The following is a 20,706-nucleotide window of genomic DNA, read 5'->3' as shown; positions in this document are numbered from 1 at the left end:
GAATCAATGTAAGAGGGAATCTCTATCGGTAACGTTCCGGATGTGGAAGTACGAGCACATACTATACCTTCCGGACTAGTCCGAACTTGCTTCGAATCGGCGTCCGGCTCGCAGCCCAAAACAAGTAAAGGCGTCGATCTCTTAAGTCCGTTGGCGACTCAATCTAAGCCAAAAGAGCGGGCGCGCCACTTCGTCAGGCGGCAGAAAGGGTATTGTTTAACTATGGAGCCATATCGATGGCAGAACTGCTATGCGGACGTTCAAACGTATCGTCACGCCAGAACCATCAAAACATATCTGGACGATGTGATCATTCCAGCGCTCGACACCCTGAATCGCAAGGCTGACGAGCTGGAGCAGCGCGGTGGCGCCTGGGCAGCGTTTGCGAAGCCTGACATGCAGGACGTGAACCGTGAGACGAAGCTAGCCTTTTCGCTTGCGATCCAATCGATGTGGGAACGCCAGCTCAGGGCTTACATAGTTGGCTGCGCTAGCGAGCTTCATCCGGCCGAAGACCGTCGAGGCGACATCGAGCGCGCGAATTGGGAGGTTTTACAGAAGTTCTTCTTCAACTTGAGGGGTATCGGACTTCAGGACTTCCCAAGTTTTGAGATCCTGGACGTCCTGCACCATCTAGGGAACGCGGCCCGGCATGGCGATGGAAAATCCGCCGGCACACTTGTCCATCGGTGCCCTGACCTTTGGGCACATCTTCCGCAAACGCTATCTGATGAACCGCCTTCAGCGGTGTATCGGACCGTAGCAATGATGGATGTGCCGGTTGGACGGCTCAGGGGCTTTGCCGAGGCAATCTGCGAATTCTGGGGAGACACAAAATACATCTATGAGGAAAGCATCGAGCGCAAGGATGCAGGCTTGGAGGCGAGGCTGACGCAGGAACGACTCCAGCGAAAATGGATACCCCAACTGCTGTGAATCTCCGACAAATCCTGCTTCCTGCCCCTCCAGCATTTGCAGACTGCAGGGTCATGGCATAAAAGATTTCTCGACTGCCCGGCCATATTCAGGGGGTAAAAAAGGGACGGGCTATATTTTGGCAGACACGACGAAAGAACCGGAAAACACCTACAACTCAACCCCAATAGACGCGGGAACCCATCCGGAAGATCAGTCGACATTGGTGCTTGAGACTATCCCTGACGGGAAGACACAGTATCTGAGCTACCATTTGGGCACGAAGGCCTTCCAACGCGGTAAAGCCGCCGGTGTCGAGTTCCACGAGAGCGAATGGCCCCTACTCATCGCAGAATACGATTTATCGAAGCGAGTGTTGACCACCTATCCAACCTGGCTTCGTTCAAACCAGAACAATTTCACAAAGGCGAAATATCGAACAATCAAAAGGATCTCGTTCGAGAACCAGGACCCGATGGAGGTCCAAGAGGGATTCGGCCTGTTCTTCGACCTGCCGACCGGTTTCCGCAGGACGCCATTCGAGGGTTTCGGCGTAGACCCTCGGATTCGCTACATAATTGACGCGTTTGACGATGTGTCTGGAATAGTAGGGCTGACCATCTGCGACGACAGCGATATTTCGATCGATGGCGAGGAGGTTCGCCTTCCTGAGAGTATCTACCACGAGGTGCGGCTGAATATTAACCGGGCGCATGAAGCCGCGGTTGCCTTCGCCAACGGCGAAAAGCAGAGCTATCTCAAGAACCGCCTCTTGCCGTCCGTTGTCCCCGGGTTCGTCGGAGAGGAATATGAGAGGCCGGCAGTAGACCTTCAGGACACCGTCCGTACGGCACTGGTAAAAAAGGGAACGCCGCGGTCGCGCAACTCAAACACCTCCGCCGCGGTTCGCACCGTCATGCGGTCGGTCGCCGAGCTTGCACAAGATAACCCCGTCGAACTATTTCAACTGAGCGAGAGGATAGAGGTTGTCTCGTTGGAAATGCTGATCGAGAGCATGACGAAGGAGATGGCTAAGCGCCATAAGGAAGGGTTTTGGCAGGCATATTTCCTCGAGAATCCGTTCGTGCTCAAGATCCTCTTCGGGCTCCCGGTGGTCATGTACACTTCGCAGGCCTCTGTCGGCGGCATGGGAATGGAGCGCACCGGCGAGAAATATGCCGACTATCTGCTCGAGGCCGGCATGTTTGGTAACCTCGCAATCGTCGAGATCAAGACTACCGAGACGCCATTGTTGACGAAGCAGGCGTATCGCCTCCCCTCTCTTTACGGCCCTTCCGTTGACCTAGCCGGGGGCGTTAACCAACTGCTCGACCAGCGGCTCAAGCTGATCAAGAGTATCGCCCAAAAGAAAGAAGATGATGGCAACTACCACGTTCAGGCGTGGTCGACACCTTGCATCCTCATCATCGGCGTGAACCCAACCGAACCCGACCTGCAGCGGTCATTTGAAATTTATCGTGGCAGTCAGCGGGACGTGCTTGTCATCACGTTCGACGAACTCCTTATTAAACTGAAGGCATTGCACGAATTCCTGATAACGAAGCCGGATGACGCCCAATCCCCGTGAGTCAAGGCAACTATCGAGTTCGCTGGCGCGCTAGTTGATACGCAGGAAACCCACATCACAACACAGGTATTGAAGTAGTCTACCTTCCTTCCAATAGGCGTACGGGCTGAAAGTTGGACGTCTGCTTCTCAACACACGGCCAAAGCCGCTTTGGGAAGAGTGAGGTGACATTTTTGCTGTGTCATTCATTCTGCTCTCATTTCAGATGCAACGAGCCTCCGCAGCTGCTATCTCTCGAGAACAAAATCAGAATAAGCTGCTTAGGACGCCAACCTTGAACGATATTCTTTATGACAGGATTTTTAATCTGCTCGCAGGCCGACAGTCCCGGGCGGTAGAGTCGATGGACCTGTCAGCTGTTGGCTCAATCGTGGGCTCCGTGAGAAACCGAAACGAAGATGTCGCCGCCGTTATAAATGTGCGACACGGCAGTGAACCGTCTAAAGATTTCATGCTTGGTCTTGTCTGTGACGGAATGGGGGGAATGAGCGACGGGAGAGAAGCCGCCCTGATCGCGGCGAGCAGCTTTGTTGCCGCAGTGCTCCGAAATATTCGTTTCTCGGGACCGAAGCATGGCCTGGCCGTCTCGCTCGCGTCAGCTCAACGTGCAGTATTCAACGAACTTCGAGGGAGTGGCGGGACAACCCTGTCTGCTGCGTACGTCGACCAATCCCCTCAAGCTTGGCTTACCCATGTTGGCGACTCACGCATTTACGCAATAAACTCCTCCAACGAACTCCGTCAGATTACCCGAGACGACACAATCGGCGCAGCTTTACAGCGCGAGCATGAAAACCGCCCCGACAACAATCGTTTGATTCAATTCGTCGGATTGGACGGCGAGCTTGACCCGCAATTGCACTCATTCGACCGAGGAAGCTTGAACGGGCTTCTCGTTACCTCTGACGGGGCGCACAGTACGCCGCCCGAACTATTATCGACAATTGCCAGACATTCGAAGACTGGCCTTGAGTTGGTGCGCAAGATGCTCAATGTGGCGGACGCATTGGGCGGACTGGATAATGCGACGGCGGTCCATATTCCATGCGCATCGGGCGCAGACGCGCGCCAAGGTGACCACAGGCAAGATGACGATGTTGTCGTAACTATTCTCTGCAGTTCTGGACAGCACGACATTTGGCTCGCCCCCACCCAAAGGGTCGAAACTCCGTCGTCAAGATTGCCTGTTTCAAGCTACCAGAAGCCGGATAACCGTAGAGGTGCTGGCGCGGCCGCGCCGGAGAACAAAAGGGCGAAAAAACCAAAGTCGCCCAGGCAAAATGCAAAAAACCGACCACAAGATGAGCTGCCACTCCCCATAGAAAAGCCAGTGGCCAAACTTGACTTTTCAGATGACGGGGACTCAAAATCATGATCGCGATACCCGCCAGATATCAACCTCGCGGCGGGGCCGCCAGCGGTGGCATGTCTCACGCAACGGTTTGCTTGGATACGCATCTAGACCGCGACGTGTTAGTCAAAGAATTGCAGCGTGGCGTCGATCAAAGACGAATTTTAGATGAGGTTGCGGCCCTCACTTCGATCCGCTCAAAACACGTAGTTCAGATTTATGACGTCATCAAAGATCGAGCTGGAGCCATCGTTGGGCTGGTAGAAGAATATATCCCGGGCAGCGATCTTACTGACTCTATTCCTGTGACAGATCCAAATGAGTTTCTCCGGATCGGTTACGCGATAGCATGTGGAATCTCGGACATACATGCTGCTGGCCGTGTCCATCGGGATATAAAGCCGAACAATATCAAGTTTGATAATGAAGGTTGCCTCAAGATATTTGACTTCGGGCTGGCTCGCGAGGGGCGGATCGACGCGGCTACTCAAGGTGCTGTTGGAACTCCGGGGTTCATGGCGCCCGAGTTGTGCGTCGCTGATGATGAAGTCGTGGAGTTCACAGAAGCAATTGATGTATACGCTTTCGGCGCGACCATGTTAGCCCTCGCTCTTCAGAGGTTGCCAAGACAATTGCGCCAGTTTCCCCCACGGCTACCTTGTACGGAGGCCGACTTTGCTTCTACAGGCTTAGCTCTGACCGCCGATATCTCCTCAGCCATGAACATCTGTTTGGCCGAAAACGCCGCGGATCGACCACGCATGCCGTTGGTTCGCGATGCTATCGGGGAGCAGCTCCTACGTGATCAACATCGCGCGACACTTGTTGTTAACGGAACCGTCCATGTTCTCGACGCCGGTCGGCGGGCCGTTACTATTACGCTTCCGCAAGGCGTCGCTCAACTTCGTTATGATGGTTTGAGATTTTCCATAAACGTTCAATCCGGCGATGTTTACGTCAACAACATGCAGCTTGTCGGGCCGCAGCGTTTGCCGAAGTCGTCCGTCATCACGTTCGGACGCCCTGCTTTGGGAATGAATAGAATCCACGTTCCGATTGACGTTTCCCACCCGGAGGTCGTCTTATGACTATTCATAATCCCGGCGAACTAATCGGAAATAGATACGAAATTATCAACTATATATCTGAAGGCGGTATGCAGGAAGTTTATGCGGCAAATGACACGTTGCTCACGCGAAGGGTCGCTCTAAAAACACCAAAAACTAACTCTGCCCGTAAAAGATTCCATCGAAGTGCTTCCACCAGCGCAAGCATCAACCATTCGAATGTTGCTAAAACGTTGGACTATCTCGAAGAAAATGATCGCTACTATCTAATTGAGGAGCTGATTGAAGGAACTGACTTGGGACAGGCTTTACGAGAGAACTTTGATCGGCTCGATCCATACCTTTGCGCTCATGTGCTACACCATCTGGCGAAAGGCCTTGCCGCATCTCATCATGCAGGAGTCGTTCATCGAGATCTCAAGCCGAGCAATATCATGGTTGCCGGAGGCATGGCTTTCAACGGAATTAAAATCACGGATTTTGGGATTGCAAAAATGGCGGAAGCCGAGCTTGCGGTTGTCGATGGGGGTGATGAAGAAGCCCTCACCCAGTCCGCGACCGCGTTGGGAGCGCTTCCCTATATGGCTCCTGAGATGATTGATTCTTTCACAAATGCTACGCGCCCTGCGGATGTCTGGTCCATTGGCGCGCTTACTTTCGAACTGCTATCTGGCGCAAAACCATTCGGAACAGGTTATCGCGCTGTGCCGGCCATTCAAGCAGCCATTATACCGCCCTTGCCCCCCGAACTACTTGCAAAGCCGCAATTTGCTGAGCTTGCCAGGAACATCTACGGGCTGATTCAAAGATGCCTTCGAAAAGACCCCGGGGAACGACCGACAGCCGATGCTCTGGTTAGGCTGTGCGAGGAGCTCTGCTATTCCGTCAAGGAGCGGCGGATCGGTACTGTTGGATATATGCCGTACCAAACTCAAGGATTCATAGGCTCGCCATTAGAAGCAGACGTATTTTTTCACCAGGACTCAGTGCCCGTAGGTCGCGTTACATCTGGGGACAGGGTTTGGTTTAGTACATTTCCGGGTGAGCCACGGGAACGCGCTTTTCCGGTTGTGCCCCTTAAAGCCATAAGACGTGCGCGTCCGGCTCGGCAGTAGAAAGGCAGCGCGTGCGGAGCGCAACTGAAGCGAACCTTTGCTAAGCCCGGTCATGCCGACCAGATCGGTTGAGATCCATCAGAAACTTTAATCTCCGATCGCCCAGCGCCGCGCTTTTCTACGCGAACCTGCACGGCGATCCGCTCGATCATGGCAGCGACGTGCGTGATGACGCCAACCTTCTGACCCCTGCCCTGTAAGGTCTCCAGCGCATCTACTGCCAAGTCGAGCGTCTCCGCGTCGAGCGATCCAAAGCCTTCATCTATGAACAGCGTATCGACAAAGGACGATCGTCCTTCGAGACCCGACAAAGCCAGCGCAAGCGCAAGGGAGACCAGGAAACGCTCCCCGCCCGACAGGCTTCGGGTGCCGCGGACCTCGTCGCCCATGTCGCGATCAACGATATGCAGCGTGAGATCGGACGCAGCCCCCCGCGCGAGCCTATAGCGGGGTGTCAATGCGTGGAGGTGATCATTCGCCAATTGCACCATGTGGTCGAGCGTGATGCCCTGCACAAAGCGACGGAAACGATCACCGCTGGCCGAGCCGACAGCATCGTCGACTGCCTGCCAGATTGCGAGTTCCGCTTTCGCAGTTTCGATTTGCGCAGATAGATTTGCGGCGGCCCGGCGCGCGCCGTCGTCTCGCGCGAGCGCAGCGACAAGCACACCTATCTGTTGTTGCAAGTCTCCGATTTCTGTTGCCAACGCTGCAACGACTGCGGCCAACGCCTCGGCATCGGTGGTCTCGTCGAACCCTTCCAACGCCCGGTGTAAGTCATTCTGGCGCGTGAGCACTGCGGTGCCGGCATCGTTGACGCCTCGATCGATCTCCGCAATTCGGACCCGCAACGCTCTGCTCAATGCTGGATCGGTTGCGATCAGCGCGGCAACTTGATCCGACGAGCGAGCAATATCCAAGCAGGCAGCGTTGAATGCCGCTTCGGCTAATGCGTTACGGCCTTTGGCGGTCTCCAATCCAGCCGCGGCCTCGTCGCGACGAGCGCCCGCCGCCTGGAACGCTGCATCGGTGGCGGATTTCGTCTCGCGCACACGAGCGAGTGTCTCACGGGTAGTCAGGCAAGCTTCATTGGTCCGAGTCCGGTGGCTTGCTGTCGCTTCGCCATCGAGGAGTTCAGCTCTGGCGCGCGCCTTCTCTTCCTCAGCCATGCGACGTTGATTGAGAAGAAGTGCAGTGGCCGTCAACTGGGCTTGCGCGTGTTGAAGTGAGGCGGACGCCGATGCACGCTCAGGCGCCAGACGCTGGAGCGTCATTTCAAGTTGGCCAACCTGCTCGCGCAGGGCAGCATACTCCGTCGCGACTGTTGACAGCGTAACGCTAACACCGGTGGGATCGTCATCGAGATCGTCGACGATCAGACCTGCGGCAGCGAGAAACGGCGTGATTTCACGGCGAATGGAAATGAGGCGCTCAGCAAGGCCTGCTGCCTGGACCGTCCGCTCAGTTGCCTTCAATTGCGCGGAGTGGAAATCAGGACGTCTTTGGTCAACAGACTGCGTAATCGTCTCGATCGCCTCACCAAGCGCGTCATGCTGCCGCTGCAAGCTGTCGATCTCTGTCCGAAGACGCCGGGCGTCTGCGAGCGGAGACGCAATCGCTGATCGTTCTGCGATCGCGACTGAGATGAGGGACGCCAGTTTCGGCGCAGCCTGGTCATCGAGAAAGGGAGGTACCCTTCCCTCGATTCCAGCATTGGTGCAGAGATCATTCAACGACGACCACTGTTCGCTATAAGCGCTGTTGGCAGCCAGAACTTGTCCGCGTGCCAAATCGATTCCCCGATTTGTCTCCGCCTGGCGCGACTCTCCTGCGGAGAGTGCGCGCGTTGCAGCGTCCAAACGCTGACCCGTCGCGGTCAACATGGTATCAAGTTCTTCGCGCCGGCGGCGAAGCCTGGCAGCCATTTCGTTGAGCGCGCTGGGATGTGCAAGGTGCGGATGATGGGTGCTGCCGCACACCGGGCAGGCTAAATTTGGAGCCAGCAGGCTACGCAGATGAATGGCCTCAGATGAGACCGCCTCGTCGGCGAGCTCTGCAATCGGAACAATTTCCGCACGCGCAATCCGATCACGGAGCCGATCCGCTTCGGCCTCGACGATTTGGCTTTTCGCTATGCTCACCTCCTGGGTAGCTAGCGCGTGTTCCGATTCCCGGCGCGATAGATCAGCCGACGACCGATCGTGCTGTTCGCAGACTGCACTTGTCTCACGCAGAGCCTCAAGCGCGCGTTGCAGATCGATATCCCGTTCGTGAAGCGCCGCCTCGTCGATGCCATCGAGACCGCCTCGACGATCACAGATATCGCGACTGAGGCCATCTTTTCGCCCACGATCCTCAGCGAGCTTTTCCGACAGCGCGGTCATCTCACCTTGCAGCCGAGTAGCTGTTTCTGCCGCTTCAACGGCCTCTGACGTGGCTGTAGCATGGTCCTGTCTGAGAGCATCCCACTTCGCCAACAAGTCCATCGCATCGCTGAGACGATCGGCAAGAAGAATGCGATCCGATTGACTCTTTAATTGCGCGGCCGCCGTGCGGTGTAACTCTGATGTCTGACCGAGAGTTTGATCAATCGTGGCCAGCGCATCGGCCTTATCGCGCAATGTCGCTTCCGCTTGCTGCGATTTTTCCATCGCGTCATTAAACTCGGTCCGAGCTGCCACCAGCTCCGTATCGAGCTTTTCAGCTTCGCTCCAAAGAGGACCGAAATTTTTGAGGACGTCTTCTGCCGCTACATTGGCGGTTGCAGCGTCCGCCAGTTGTGTTGCAGACGCCGCGTCTAGCGTCCGTGCTTCCTCGCATGCAACAAGCAAGCCGTCGAGACGTGACTTGGCCTCCGCCGCCGTCCGCCGTGCATTATGCAAATCAACCGCCAGCGGTCGAAGCGGCTCGACGAGATCGAACTCGGCAAGAGATTGATATTCATCGGCTGCGGCCTCGCGTGTCGTGTGCGCTGCGACCCCCTGAGCCTCAGCCAGAGCGAGATCGCTGCGAGCGGCGGCGACGCGCTTGAAATGATCCAACCGTCCATTGTGTTGATCACGCTCCGCGCCTTTCTGGGCGACGCTCGAACCAAGCTGACTTTGCTCCTCGAGCAGCGTCTTCCTAGCTTCGTCATCGAGAAGTCCGACATCGTTTCGGCGTTGCTCCAATTGCTCGACAATTCTTCGTCGTGCCTCCGTGCCATCATGGATGCGGACCGAGATCGCTGCGTAAATTTCGGTACCTGTGATCTTCTCGAGCAATTCCGCACGCTCGCTCTCGGCGGCGAGTAGGAAGGCGTCAAACTCGCCCTGTGCGAGCAGCACCGTTCGCCGGAACTGATCGAATGTGAGGTCGGTTCTCGCCTCTACGGCCTCGCGGACCTGAGTCTTGCCAGTTGCCACCGCACTGCCGTCGTCAAGTCGATACAATGCGCGCTGCTCATTCTGAAGCCGCCCATTTGCTCGCCCCCGCGCCCGATTGGCCTCCCAGCGGACGCGGTAGCGTTCACCATCCTGCCCGATAAAATCTACCTCGGCATATCCGCCGCCGGCGCCTCGGCGCAAGATCGCCCGGCCATCATGAATTGAAATCGCCTCCCCGCTGGGATCGGGCGCATTCTCCCGCCGACCGACTGAGACGCGCGGATATTCGCCATAGAGCGCAAGGCAGAGCGCGTCGAGGATGGTCGATTTCCCGGCGCCGGTCTCCCCAGTGATGGCAAAAAGACCGGAGCCTGCAAGAGGCTCTGCAGCAAGATCGATCTCGAAGGGCGCGGCAAGACTTGCCAGATTCTCGCCGCGGATAGCCAATATCCGCATGGCTATGCCTCCGCCCGTGCCTGGTGGAAAACATCCAGATGCGCGGAATCCGGGGGCACACCAAAGGTGCGTTCAAATGCGAGCTTAAACAGATCCTCGGGATCTCTTTCTGCCAGCCGGATCATAGGATCGGCGAGGGTCACGTCATTTAACGCCCCGAGTAATGCCGCGACCCGAGTATCGACGACGCGCACCGGAAAGCTCTCGGCGATGCGGTCGACCTCCTCCCTGAACCCAGGCGACAGCCCTTCACGGGCAAGCCTGACTTGGACGAATGGCCGTTCATGAATTGGTAGATCCGATGTAAGGTCCATTGCTGTCAGATGATCGCCGAGTTCAGTCAAACGCATATCGCCCGCCTCAGGAAGGCGGACGAAGGGAAGTGGCCGATCAATCGAGATATGTTCGGATAGAACCGTTGCACCGTCGAGGCTCACGAGAGTGACCCCATGCGCGTAGGGTAGCTCCGTCGCCGACAAAGGGATCAGTGAACCTGAATAGCGGACAGTATCACGACCGATAGCCTGAGCTTTATGCAAATGGCCAAGCGCCACGTAGCTCGCTTCCGCCGGGAACACGTCATGCGGCACGGCATGCTGACCACCGACCAGAATTCGGCGCTCCGCACCTTCCGACTCGATGCCGCCTGCAACATGGAGGTGTCCCATTAGGACGAACGGCAGACCGTCGATCGGCTCCCGTAACGTATCGACCAATTCGGCATAGAGGCTTCGCACACCGGCAATGATGGGCGAGCCTAGTTCACCATCCAGCCGCGTCAAATTCGGAAGGCACGCTGCGGTTGGGTAGGAGACTGCAAGCACATGAGCAGCTACGACACCGCTTGCGTCAGCGATAGGAACGAGATGCCGTGCCGCCTCGACCCGCCCTTCACGCCGACGAACGTTGCCTACGACGCGGATGTTGAATGCCTCTAATAGAGGCCGTGGCGCTTCCAATCGACCAGCGGCATCGTGGTTGCCGGCAGCGATCACCATAGCCATGCGCGGATGCGCGCGGCTCAGCCGCACGAGCGTATTGTAAAAGAGCTGTTGCGCTTCCCCGGAGGGATTTTGGCTGTCAAACACGTCACGGGCGATGACGAGGGCATCGACATCCCGCTCCACGACGATCTCTTCGAGCCGCTCAAACACCTTGCGGTGCTCGTGCTCGCGAGAAAATCCGCGAAGCGTTTGACCTATATGCCAATCAGCCGTGTGTAGAATACGAATCATGCTTCCTCCACGAATAGTATAGCATCCGACACTTCGCCCCAGGCGAGCAAATCGGAAAAATTCGGCACGCCTAGATCTAGCCGATACCCGCCGATCGTTGCGCTCGCAGCTCAAGCACGACGCGCAGAGCAGCAAGAACGATAACACGTTGAAGTTGATTCTCGACTCAGCCATTCTCCGACCTTCAACAGGGTGGGAGAATGGCATGAGGTCCAAACTACTTAAGATCACCGTGAAGAACGTGGGATGCATCGGACCAGAGTCGGTCAGTGTTAAACTGGACGATGTGCTCTGCTTGGTTGGCCCTAACAACTCCGGGAAGACAACGATCCTGCGAGCATATGAGTTGGCCGTAAACCCTAGTCTATTCAACCCCACACACGATCGATGCAACTGGGCGCCGGCTGAAGACCCATCAGAAATCCAGCTTGATGTGCATATTCCGCAAGGGATGGGCAACGTCGATGAGAAGTGGAAAGTGATAGAGGGCGAAAAGCTCATTGTTCGCAGCCGGTGGTCGTGGCCGATCGGCGGTAAAGCTGTTCGGCAGACCTGGGATCCTCAAACAGGGGACTGGGCAGAGGAAGGCAAGGCCGGCGGTGCGGATAATGTTTTCACTTCGCGCCTACCAAAGCCGATGCGCATTAAATCTCTTGATGATGCTCTTTCTACTGAAGACATCCTGCTGACCCTGGCGCTAAGCCCCTTGGTAAAAGAGCTGAAGGCGTTGGAGACTGACGCGGAGTCGCAAATTTCCAAAGACAAAGCTGCGCTCGCGGCCACCGTAAACGGACTGGCTGAACCCCACAAGGAGCGACTTGGCGTCATTTCCGAGCAAATAAAGACCGGCTTTCAGGGCGTGTTCCCGGGTCTCAGCGTCAGTCTCCATGTCGAGATGACCAGTCCGGAGCTGAAAATCGATGCGCTGTTGAAGCAAGGTTCGGGAATACGGGTAGAGGAGCCGTCGGGCCAGTCCCGCGTGGCTCAGCAGGGCACCGGCGCGCGGCGAGCGCTTTTTTGGGCAATGCTGCAAGTCCACAACGAGATTAGTCGCCAGACTGAGCGGCGGGAGGCACTTTTGAAACCTCTCAATACCAGCCTGACAAAAGAGAAGAAAAAAGACCCGGAGAGCGAAGCGACCAAGCTCCTGATCCAACAGGTAGCCGCGCTCAACGAGGGTGGAGCCATTCCTGAGGATGCTGAGGATCCAGCGTTGCCGGGTTATATCCTCCTGATGGATGAACCAGAAAACGCACTTCACCCAATGGCCGCTAGGGCAGCACAGGCCCATCTATACGCTTTGGGACAACATCCGGACTGGCAGGTGCTGATAACGACCCATTCGCCTTATTTTATCAATCCACTTATGGACCACACGACGATCGCCAGGCTACAGCGTTCGAATGATGGCAAATCGCTTTCGCCTCGCCTGTATGTCGCTGATGAGGTTGAGTTTTCAGAAATGGAGAAGGACAACCTTCAAGCGCTTCAGCTTACTGACGTGGGGTTCTCCGAGATATTCTTCGGAAGCTATCCCATTTTGGTCGAGGGGGATACCGAACACGCGGCATTCATATCCGCGATCGTCAAGGCTCAGCACGTACTCGCAGGTAATGTCAGTATCATTCGAGCGCGCGGGAAGGCTATCCTGGTGCCGCTCATCAAGATGCTGCGGCACTTCAAAACAAATTTCGGTATCGTCCATGACGTCGATTGGCCTCGTCGGAAAGACGGAGCGAACAACGCAATGTGGACCGTGAACACGTCCATTCGCAACGAGATTTTATTGTGCCGCCTGCAAGGCAATACCGTTTATCACCGATGGAGCATCCCTGACTTTGAACGCTATCTGGGTGGCGCGGAGCTCGGCAAGGATAAGCCTTATGCAGCGTTTAATCGCGTGAACGAGGATGAGGCGTTGAAGACTAAGGTCAGATCCCTGATAAGTAGTCTTTTCGACGGAGGAGCGTTTGACCCTGCGGATCATGACCCAAACGTCGACTTTATTGCGCAAATCGAGGGAGAGCTGATTGCCTGGGCAAAGGCCAATGGCCATGAGGCGAATCCTCGGCTTAATCCTGCGGCTGCTTAGTGTCCGATGCGCGGCAGAAAGCGACTCGAATAGGCTGATCGATAAGCCCAACGCGCCTCGTCGATTAACTCGAGGTTCTCGCCGATCATGACGGCAACTTCTTTGAGCGTGTAGATGAACCTTGAACGTGCCATCACGCAGCCTCGCATTGGTCTTTTGCCGGCGCCCAAAGCCAGGGCAGTAGTTCCTCGAGGCGGTCCTTGGGGTGATCCTTCACAACTTCACGAGTTATTGACTGGGGTATGCAGTATGGGGGTTTTATCCCTCAGACCAGCTTCTACGTCCGCGTCGTCGAGGATCCTGATGCCCCCTTCAAGACACAGGACTAGGTAGCGCACTGTGGGCAGCGTACCACTTCATCAACGCACCGGTCGGGATAGGGGTGTTTGCCCGACCGGCCTCCGTGTCCAGCTATATAACATAGCCAGCCAGGCGTCTCGCTTGTTCTCTGTGCTCAGGAAGCGCCTCGTCGAAGTCTGTCTCGGCCTCCATCGTTCCACCAAGACGTGACATCAGTTCGACAGCAAGGGCGTCAAGTATTAGTGCCTTTTCCCAATCGTGCAGTGGCCGAACAGGAGACCGGATAACGAGATACTCCCACAGGGTCTTCATCATCTCGAATTTGCGGATGAATGAGATAATCGAACGCGGTCCCCAGATGGTGTTTTTCTGCTCAGCGAACCTGCCCATTATCTCGGCGATCCGTCTACGCTCGCCATCTTCGATGCGAGAAATAGGGCGCGGCCTTGAAGCGCCCTCGTCAGTGTGGAGAAGCCGCTCCTTCATCTGCGAAATGCTGTCATCGTCTTGCTGGAGTTGTTTGACCAGCATATCGAAGGCTTTTTGCGCGTTGTCCGCGCTCTCCAGAGCTGCCGCTATCCCCTTTTCCTTTTGAGTTTCAAATTCGTCGAGTTCCTGGGCCGTGGGTGCTCTCTTCCGTCTTTCTGCGGGAATGTGCTCCACTCTCACATCATCGAGAAAGGCTTCCTCCGGCAGGGGGAAACGACTAGCGGCGAAACGGCTTCGAAGTCCTTTTCTGACCACGACTTCCTTGGTGTACGCCTCTCGAACCACATCGTACTTGTCCTCGATCTGCGAGTTTTTACGTCGCTCCAAATGTTCCAGCGCTTGATCGAGATTTTTCTTGCGCTCTGTCAGAGCGTTCTGCCGATCCTCTTTCGATTTGAGAAGCTTTTCCATCACATCGAACTCTATGATGAAGGCACTTGTTGCACGGGCTTCAGCGGCTGTCATCGCAGGCAGGCGAATATGCGCTTTAAACAAACGCTCCTTGAAGTAATAGGGAGCATTTTGCCCGCGTTCTCCGTGCCGCTGCTGGATAGCAGAATCCAAAGCATCTTCATCCATCAGGAAGAGAAAATGCATCGACGGTTTTTCGCTGTTGTTGTCTAGAAAGACGGAAATCGATTCTGTTATTGCCAATGAGTGGTCTGCGGATACGCGATCGAGATCTTCCACGAGGACGAGAACTTTAGACCTTTTTGACCGATATCCTTTGACCACAATCAGAAGGGTGAATGTAATAACGCAGAACGCAGACCAAGCCGATAGCTGCAGGTGCCTGGCAGAGATTTCGGCGATCGGATCCATGATACCTGAAAGCCGTGCGATCAAGAACAGGGCAATGAACGGGAAGACGAACAGGACCGGCAAAATAAAAAGCATTTGATCCAGACTTTTAGTCTCCTTCGAACTCCAGGCGGCGATGAGATCCCGTAGATCCCTGCCGATCGTTTCTTGCAGGCCCAGTTTTTCCGTATGACTTTCGATCCGCCAGTAAACCCTCCGAACGTGACGAAGCATGCTCGGTATCGTCGATGCCAACCGGAAGCAGAACCACAGCGCGACGGGCCCGATTGAGCCGATCAGAAACCACATGAACTGAGCATCGGTGACCGGGACGAAGGCAAACAGCCAGGCCATCACGTAAATCACGGCACCAACTGCCTGATAGAGACCGGACCGCTCCAAGTTCATCCGCACAATGCTCGTAAACAGCGCCAGTGCGTTCTCCTTTTTCAGGCTTTCATACACCGTTCGATAAAGATTGACCCAGCATTCCGGCTTGTTCGGGTAGAGCCAGCTCGGGAAGACCACGGGCAACATGTCGCCTGCGAGGTTTTTTATGATTGTCTCTGAGGTAAATGATTTGCCCCGCCCCCATGCGCCAAACAGCGCGAACGACGATTCTGCTGTCTCGCTTTCGATAAGACTTGCGAGAGAGAATGCTACCGCGAGCTGCTCTGCGGTCGGTTTGGGCTGACCTTGTACTTCCTGTGGATCCACTTCAGCATTCCCTCGCAACTTCAGGTGATATCGGAATGGAAGAGTGACAGCACGCCAAGGCATGTGCAATCGGCGCATTAGCGTCGCAACCAAGGAGCGGCAGGGCAGGTGCAACTGCGACCGAGGAGCGCTACTTCGAAGCCAGAGGGAGGTTTATAGCCTGGATCGAGTTGCCGGGTTGACGAGCTGGTGGTTGAGCGCCGGGGGCCGTGGTCTGGCCGCCTGCAAACGACCTTCGTTTATCTGTTTCTTTACTTTATCAACACTGTGCAAGCGCGTGTCGCGTTTAGTTCATTTATTCGTAATCCCTGAGACTTAGTGAGCGCCCTGACAGAAATTTATGGGATTCTCATGCAAAATTCGGCGGGAAATGAAAATAGAACCGGTGAAGCTGTAAAGCAGACCCATGGCAATATCAGCCAGTCATCTAAAGTCCTAATGATGGTCGCGGGCGGTTTGCTCGTCGTTACTAGCGGGCTCACCTATCCCGAGTGGCTGATTCGGATCATCCAATTCGTCATTCGTTGTCCTGCGCGTCATTGCAGAGGAAACGGTGGGCAAAGCGATTGCCGCGAGAGATTTCGTCGAGTCTTTGGAACGGAAGAAGCTGGATGACCTTCCTACTGGCTCGCCCACTGTCGCTTCGAACATCTTTGCTTACCCAGCCGCAGATCCCAAGGTCAAAATCCGTCTTGGCTCAATCCACTCGGTCAAAGGGGAAACCCATACCGCGACGCTGGTCTTGGATTCCTTTTTTTTGACCATCACCTGAGTGCTCTCAAACCGTGGATCTTGGGCGGGAAGGCAGGCAAAGGAGCTGAGGGCAGTCAGATTCAAGGCCGCCTGAAGCTTCACTACGTAGCGATGACCCGGCCCGCACAGCTTCTTTGCCTGGCTATGCGGTCGGACGTTTTTTCAGTGAACGAACGGGCGCTGCTCGTGGCCAGGGGTTGGACCATTCGGGAGTGCCCTGCTCATGCAGTGTGAACGCCAGGCGTTCCTGTCGCACCCCCAGCGGTCAGACAGCAGTTTCCGTTGCTGACACAAAGTTGTTGCGCTATCCGTATTCGAGAACTTTAGGGGGATGTATGCCGACACTTGCACCTAACGTGATCAATCGCGTTGATAAGCTCCCCAAGCCTTCAAACACTGCCCAGGCCATGCAGCCGCTTTTCGAAGCGGTAAGCAACGCCATCTTCGCCATCGAGGATGTCCAAAAGTCTCATCCCGACTATCAGGGGATTGTCGACATTTACGTCACCGGCCTGCGCGATCCGGATAAGCTGGAGATCGAGGTCATCGATAATGGGATCGGCTTGGATCGGACCCGGTATGAAGCCTTTTGTCAGCTGGATACTGATTTCAAAAAGGAACGCGGGGGCAAAGGCGTCGGTAGGCTGTTCTGGCTCGATTCCTTCACTGACGTGCGCGTTGAGAGCAAATACTTGGAAGCCGACCAATTCCACGACCGCGCGTTCGCATTCCTTTTAAACAATGAGGAACAGCTTCGCGAGGACAGTGAACGACGACACCTCTCTCGCGTTAGGAACACTGGTACCGTCGTCGCTTTCAAAGGCCTTAGAGAGACAAACTATCGGAAGCAGTTTCCGGCAGCTGCCGAGCTTTTCAAACGGTACTTCAGCGCACATTTTATAGCCGATTTCCTTATGGCGAAGGGGCCGAAGGTCCGCCTCGATATCGACGGCGAGGAAGCTCGATATCCAGAAGCGGTGTCAGGCCTTGTGGTTGGCCAGCCATTTGAGGCCAGCACCGACGAGCACAAGGAATTTGGCACACTCAAAATCACCGGCTTCACCTGCAAGCCGGAGGCCAGCACAGGCTTGGACGGGATGCATCAGCTTCATCTCCTTGCCGACGGCCGAAACGTCGAGCCACGCAAGATCGATAAGCTGTTGGGGATCGACCGCGTTCGTCGCGACGGTCATGAGGACCTTGTTTTCCATGGATGCATCACCGGCGATTACCTCAATCGGCATGTGAACGAGGGTCGTACGGCCTTCAACTTGGCTGAATCCAAGGTCAAGGAACTCATCAGACTTTGCACTGAGTTCATCAAGGAGGAATTCTTGACCGAGCAGATCGCAGAATATTCGGATGCGCGGCGCGAGGATTATCGTGGTTTTGTCCAACGATATCCCATCTACGATTTTGCAGACGAAGATATCCAGCTGGATCGTGTTCCGTTTGGCGCTCGTAGCCCAGAAGAGTTTGCAACCGGCTTGGTCAAGTATCAGATCAGGCGTGATGAGACGCGTCAGAACAATATCGAGGCGGTAATCAAGCAACTGGAAGAAGGTCAGAGCGTCTCTGCGAGCTTCGCCGAAACGGTCATCAAGGCAGCGCAGGAAGTCCAGAATTCTGAGCGGCTGGCGTTGGCACAGCATGTCGTCCGCCGGAAGCTGGTCTTGGAATTGTTGGAACGTCTGATCAGGCGAATACGAGATCGCGGAGAGAAAGAGGAAGATTTCCACCTGGAAAGCACCCTCCATTCGCTCATCGTTCCTATGCGGCTCAACGGCAGTGACCCTGGTAAGGTAGAGGCGAGCGGCCATGATCTATGGATCGTTGACGAGCGCCTGGCCTTCACGCGGTCGTTCTCTTCAGATCAGCGGTTAGGGGAAACGTTGAGGTCCGGCGGGACAGACGTCCGCCCGGATCTGCTGGTCTGGAACCTTGCTCATGGATTGGGCGTGGTTGACCCGTCCGACGAGAGCAACGAATTCGACGCCTCCGAGCCACTTCGCAAGGCGATGATCGTCGAATTTAAACGGCCCGGCCGCACACAATATAAGAAGGCCGAGGATTTGGTGGAATTGCAGATCACCAAGTATCTGAGGCAGCTCAAGAACAGCGAAATCGAAGCTTTCAACCGCCAAAGTGTCCGGGTTGCTCCAGATTGTATCTTCTACTGCTATGTGGTGGCCGACATCAGAGGCGATCTGAAGGAGCAACTGGCAGGCTGGTCAACGACGGCAAACGGCGAAGGCCGCATCCGCGCTCTCGACAACGAGTTCAAAGGATCAACCATCGAAGTGATCCAGTGGCAGGACCTTGTGAATGACGCGTGGGCGCGAAATGTTGCCACGCTTCATGCGGCCGGGCTCAGCCGATCACCGAAACCGAAAAGCTGACCGCGCATTCGTACGCGATCTGTCTTAAACGTACTGGCCTTCTAGCCGTCGTTTATCGGCAAGTTACTGCACCGTCGAGCAACATTGCCCCCAATTTTGGGTCTCCCGTTGACTCGATAAGCCCGACAGCACCTGCACTATTTGATCGTTCGCTTGCGGGCGAAGTGAAGCTGCGCGTCCTTTTCCAGCCTGCTTTCCAAGCTCTTTAAGCCAACCTCATCAGCATTGGGCAGATGGCCCATGATCTTCAAGGCCGCCGCCTCAACCTGTCGGCATAACAGCTTCGTGCACCTTAGTGGGTCTCCCCGATCATCGCGGAAATCAATTCCCCAGACCAAAAGTGCAAGAACAGCTTCATCATCCGTCATCAAACCCGTGCTGAACAGTTCTTCGTGATCATCCGCGCGAGATTGGACGCTCCACCACTCAGCCATGCCCTCGACCATATCCTCGAAACCGTCGGGATACTTAAATTGGGTGTCTTCGTTTGTTATTCCGAAGTGCTTGATTGAGAGCTGGTCTACGATGTCTTCGAGGTCCGGTGTCACCTCGCCATTTCGCGGCGGGCTCAATACCAGTTTATCTTCAAGTTCGGCAATCCCTTCAAGCTTTCTCACTTGGAGGACAGAGGCGCCGATCTTTGAAATCAAAGCGTCAAGCTCCGATACCTCTCGCTTCCATTCTGCATAGCTGCTGGCCATGTGTTATTCTCCGTGGCGGCGCAGTGATCATACACGCGATGACCATCGCTCGGGCAAACGCCCTTGGAATCCACAGCAAAACTTTTTGAACCCATACATTCATTGCGCGATGCCTTCCAACAGCAATCATTCGTATGGTGCGTCATAGCACCCCCCATGCCCGGAACCTCCCCCTGCCCGTCATCTCTCTCAACCCCAGTTCCAAAACCATACGCCGCGCCGCCTGCGGCGTCATCTCCAGCGTTTTCGCAACCATCTTGGCAGATACCAGCGGTTTCGCCATCACCAGCTGAACCAGCTCCGGCAGTTTTGAAGACGTTCGTCTTCCCGACAATTTGCGTTCCATCATCTGCCGGGCGAGCGCCAGCCGGTCATGCTCCTTCATCCCGATCTCGGCCGCCGCCAAAAAACCGTGGGCGATCGCGAGCAGCCGGGTCTCGCGATCGCGATGCCGGCGCCGATCGACCGGAATGGTTTTGAGGCCAAGGTTGATGGCCGCGAGATGGGCACCTGACGTGATGCCCGCCTGGCGCAGGATCGAAGCGGCCAGCAACCGGCCGAGCCAGGGCGCGTGCTGAAGCACCGAAACCTCGTTCCAGGCATCGAGGGCAACGATCGCCTGCAGCACAGCGGGCAAATCTTGCGCCTGTCGCAACACGCCCCGCCATTCGTCCAGCCGTGCGTCTTCATCCCAGTCGAGATCGTAGACCAGCGGATCCTTATCGGCAGCACGGCTGCCGCCGGCGCGGCCGGGACGCGTCGCGGTCTCGATGGCAGCGTCAGAGCGGGCCAGTACCGCATCGATGGCGGCGTAGTCGAGGCCGGGGAGATTTTCGACGTCGTCGTCGTCGTCCCCCTCCCCTTCCGGATGAATTGCGACCGCACTCCGGATGCCACCTGACATTCCCGCCTCGTCCGTCTCGCCAGACGTGATCTCCGCAGTTTCTCTGAGAGTGCGAACGCCGTCCGGCGACAGCGCCCAGCCGAGCGGCTGCGCGGAAATGCGCCGGCGAGTTCGCAAAACATCGCGGGCGATGGTCAGCTCGTGGGTGGGGGTGCGGATATCGCGGGTGGCGTCGTGGAGCACGAGGTCTTCGAGATGCACGAGTTCGCCGTCGATCCACAGGGAGGCGCAGGCATCCGTGAAATGGGATCGTTCGAGGAAGCCCAGACCGACCGGAGATCGGGCGATGCGCTCGTCCAGGCGCGCCAATAAGATGCCTGCCCGAAAAGTCGGCTCCATCAAGGGTGTCATGCTGATTTTCGCAATATCGTAAGCCATTGAAATAATGATAAATGATTTCCTACAGGAACTCTATCTGAATATTACGGTTCCTCACATGGTATGGTTTGCGGTTGGGC

Annotated in this window: 13 protein-coding genes; 8 read left to right on the top strand and 5 right to left on the bottom strand. The window is 55.9% G+C overall.

Annotated elements, in window-relative coordinates; translation table 11 throughout:
- Positions 1–222: 222 nt before the first annotated feature.
- From FFM53_RS31970 to FFM53_RS31950, 5 genes are all read left to right on the top strand, one after another.
- The gene (locus FFM53_RS31970; protein ID WP_138333718.1) at positions 223–936 is read left to right on the top strand and encodes a hypothetical protein; all 714 of its coding nucleotides are present in this window, start codon (positions 223–225) and stop codon (positions 934–936) included.
- Positions 937–1,054: 118 nt separating this feature from the next.
- The gene (locus FFM53_RS31965) at positions 1,055–2,503 is read left to right on the top strand and encodes a Shedu anti-phage system protein SduA domain-containing protein (protein ID WP_138333720.1); all 1,449 of its coding nucleotides are present in this window, start codon (positions 1,055–1,057) and stop codon (positions 2,501–2,503) included.
- Between the two features lie 274 nt (positions 2,504–2,777).
- Positions 2,778–3,878, top strand: a complete 1,101-nt coding sequence (locus tag FFM53_RS31960; protein WP_138333721.1) for a PP2C family protein-serine/threonine phosphatase — start codon at positions 2,778–2,780, stop codon at positions 3,876–3,878.
- On the top strand, positions 3,875–4,942 hold the full coding sequence (locus FFM53_RS31955; RefSeq protein ID WP_138333723.1) for a protein kinase domain-containing protein: 1,068 nt from the start codon (positions 3,875–3,877) through the stop codon (positions 4,940–4,942). The genes FFM53_RS31960 and FFM53_RS31955 overlap by 4 nt, the downstream gene beginning before the upstream one ends.
- The gene (locus tag FFM53_RS31950) at positions 4,939–6,036 is read left to right on the top strand and encodes a serine/threonine-protein kinase (RefSeq protein ID WP_138333725.1); all 1,098 of its coding nucleotides are present in this window, start codon (positions 4,939–4,941) and stop codon (positions 6,034–6,036) included. Before FFM53_RS31955 ends, FFM53_RS31950 begins: the two co-directional genes overlap by 4 nt.
- Before the next feature lie 50 nt (positions 6,037–6,086).
- Here FFM53_RS31950 and FFM53_RS31945 read toward each other — a convergent pair whose 3' ends face one another.
- Together FFM53_RS31945 and FFM53_RS31940 are read right to left on the bottom strand one after the other, a co-directional pair.
- The gene (locus FFM53_RS31945) at positions 6,087–9,857 is read right to left on the bottom strand and encodes an AAA family ATPase (RefSeq protein WP_138333727.1); all 3,771 of its coding nucleotides are present in this window, start codon (positions 9,855–9,857) and stop codon (positions 6,087–6,089) included.
- 2 nt (positions 9,858–9,859) lie between these two features.
- Complete coding sequence (locus tag FFM53_RS31940) at positions 9,860–11,092, bottom strand: exonuclease SbcCD subunit D (protein WP_138390648.1); 1,233 nt, start codon at positions 11,090–11,092, stop codon at positions 9,860–9,862.
- Positions 11,093–11,297: 205 nt separating this feature from the next.
- Between FFM53_RS31940 and FFM53_RS31935 the strand changes: the two genes are divergently transcribed.
- A complete protein-coding gene (locus FFM53_RS31935) occupies positions 11,298–13,184 on the top strand; it encodes an ATP-dependent nuclease (RefSeq protein WP_138333731.1) in 1,887 nt (628 codons plus the stop codon).
- Between the two features lie 411 nt (positions 13,185–13,595).
- Here the strand turns inward: FFM53_RS31935 and FFM53_RS31930 are convergent, their stop codons facing one another.
- Complete coding sequence (locus FFM53_RS31930) at positions 13,596–15,491, bottom strand: P-loop NTPase fold protein (protein ID WP_163925768.1); 1,896 nt, start codon at positions 15,489–15,491, stop codon at positions 13,596–13,598.
- A 553-nt stretch (positions 15,492–16,044) separates the two neighbouring features.
- Here FFM53_RS31930 and FFM53_RS31925 point away from each other — a divergent pair.
- Together FFM53_RS31925 and FFM53_RS31920 are read left to right on the top strand one after the other, a co-directional pair.
- Positions 16,045–16,263 carry a hypothetical protein gene (locus FFM53_RS31925; protein WP_138333735.1) on the top strand — a complete coding sequence of 73 codons (219 nt, stop codon included), beginning with the start codon at positions 16,045–16,047 and terminating at the stop codon, positions 16,261–16,263.
- Positions 16,264–16,579: 316 nt separating this feature from the next.
- Positions 16,580–18,643 carry an ATP-binding protein gene (locus FFM53_RS31920; protein ID WP_138333737.1) on the top strand — a complete coding sequence of 688 codons (2,064 nt, stop codon included), beginning with the start codon at positions 16,580–16,582 and terminating at the stop codon, positions 18,641–18,643.
- 137 nt (positions 18,644–18,780) lie between these two features.
- On the opposite strand, the gene FFM53_RS31915 is transcribed toward FFM53_RS31920, so the two are convergent.
- A complete protein-coding gene (locus FFM53_RS31915) occupies positions 18,781–19,344 on the bottom strand; it encodes a hypothetical protein (RefSeq protein WP_138333739.1) in 564 nt (187 codons plus the stop codon).
- Between the two features lie 142 nt (positions 19,345–19,486).
- A complete protein-coding gene (locus tag FFM53_RS31910) occupies positions 19,487–20,635 on the bottom strand; it encodes an RHE_PE00001 family protein (RefSeq protein ID WP_138333741.1) in 1,149 nt (382 codons plus the stop codon).
- Between the last annotated feature and the right edge of the window lie 71 nt (positions 20,636–20,706).

The organism is Rhizobium indicum, assembly GCF_005862305.2.
GTDB classification, from domain to species: domain Bacteria; phylum Pseudomonadota; class Alphaproteobacteria; order Rhizobiales; family Rhizobiaceae; genus Rhizobium; species Rhizobium indicum.
The sequence above is the reverse complement of the archived record's forward strand: the minus strand, read 5'-3'. Positions and strand labels throughout refer to the sequence as shown.

Bases quoted from the DNA above. Each gene is read 5' to 3' on its own strand.
- FFM53_RS31970 (WP_138333718.1), top strand. From the start codon at position 223: ATGGAGCCATATCGATGGCAGAACTGCTATGCGGACGTTCAAACGTAT.
- FFM53_RS31955 (WP_138333723.1), top strand. From the start codon at position 3,875: ATGATCGCGATACCCGCCAGATATCAACCTCGCGGCGGGGCCGCCAGC.
- FFM53_RS31950 (WP_138333725.1), top strand. From the start codon at position 4,939: ATGACTATTCATAATCCCGGCGAACTAATCGGAAATAGATACGAAATT.
- FFM53_RS31945 (WP_138333727.1), bottom strand. From the start codon at position 9,857: ATGCGGATATTGGCTATCCGCGGCGAGAATCTGGCAAGTCTTGCCGCG.
- FFM53_RS31940 (WP_138390648.1), bottom strand. From the start codon at position 11,092: ATGATTCGTATTCTACACACGGCTGATTGGCATATAGGTCAAACGCTT.
- FFM53_RS31935 (WP_138333731.1), top strand. From the start codon at position 11,298: ATGAGGTCCAAACTACTTAAGATCACCGTGAAGAACGTGGGATGCATC.
- FFM53_RS31920 (WP_138333737.1), top strand. From the start codon at position 16,580: ATGCCGACACTTGCACCTAACGTGATCAATCGCGTTGATAAGCTCCCC.
- FFM53_RS31915 (WP_138333739.1), bottom strand. From the start codon at position 19,344: ATGGCCAGCAGCTATGCAGAATGGAAGCGAGAGGTATCGGAGCTTGAC.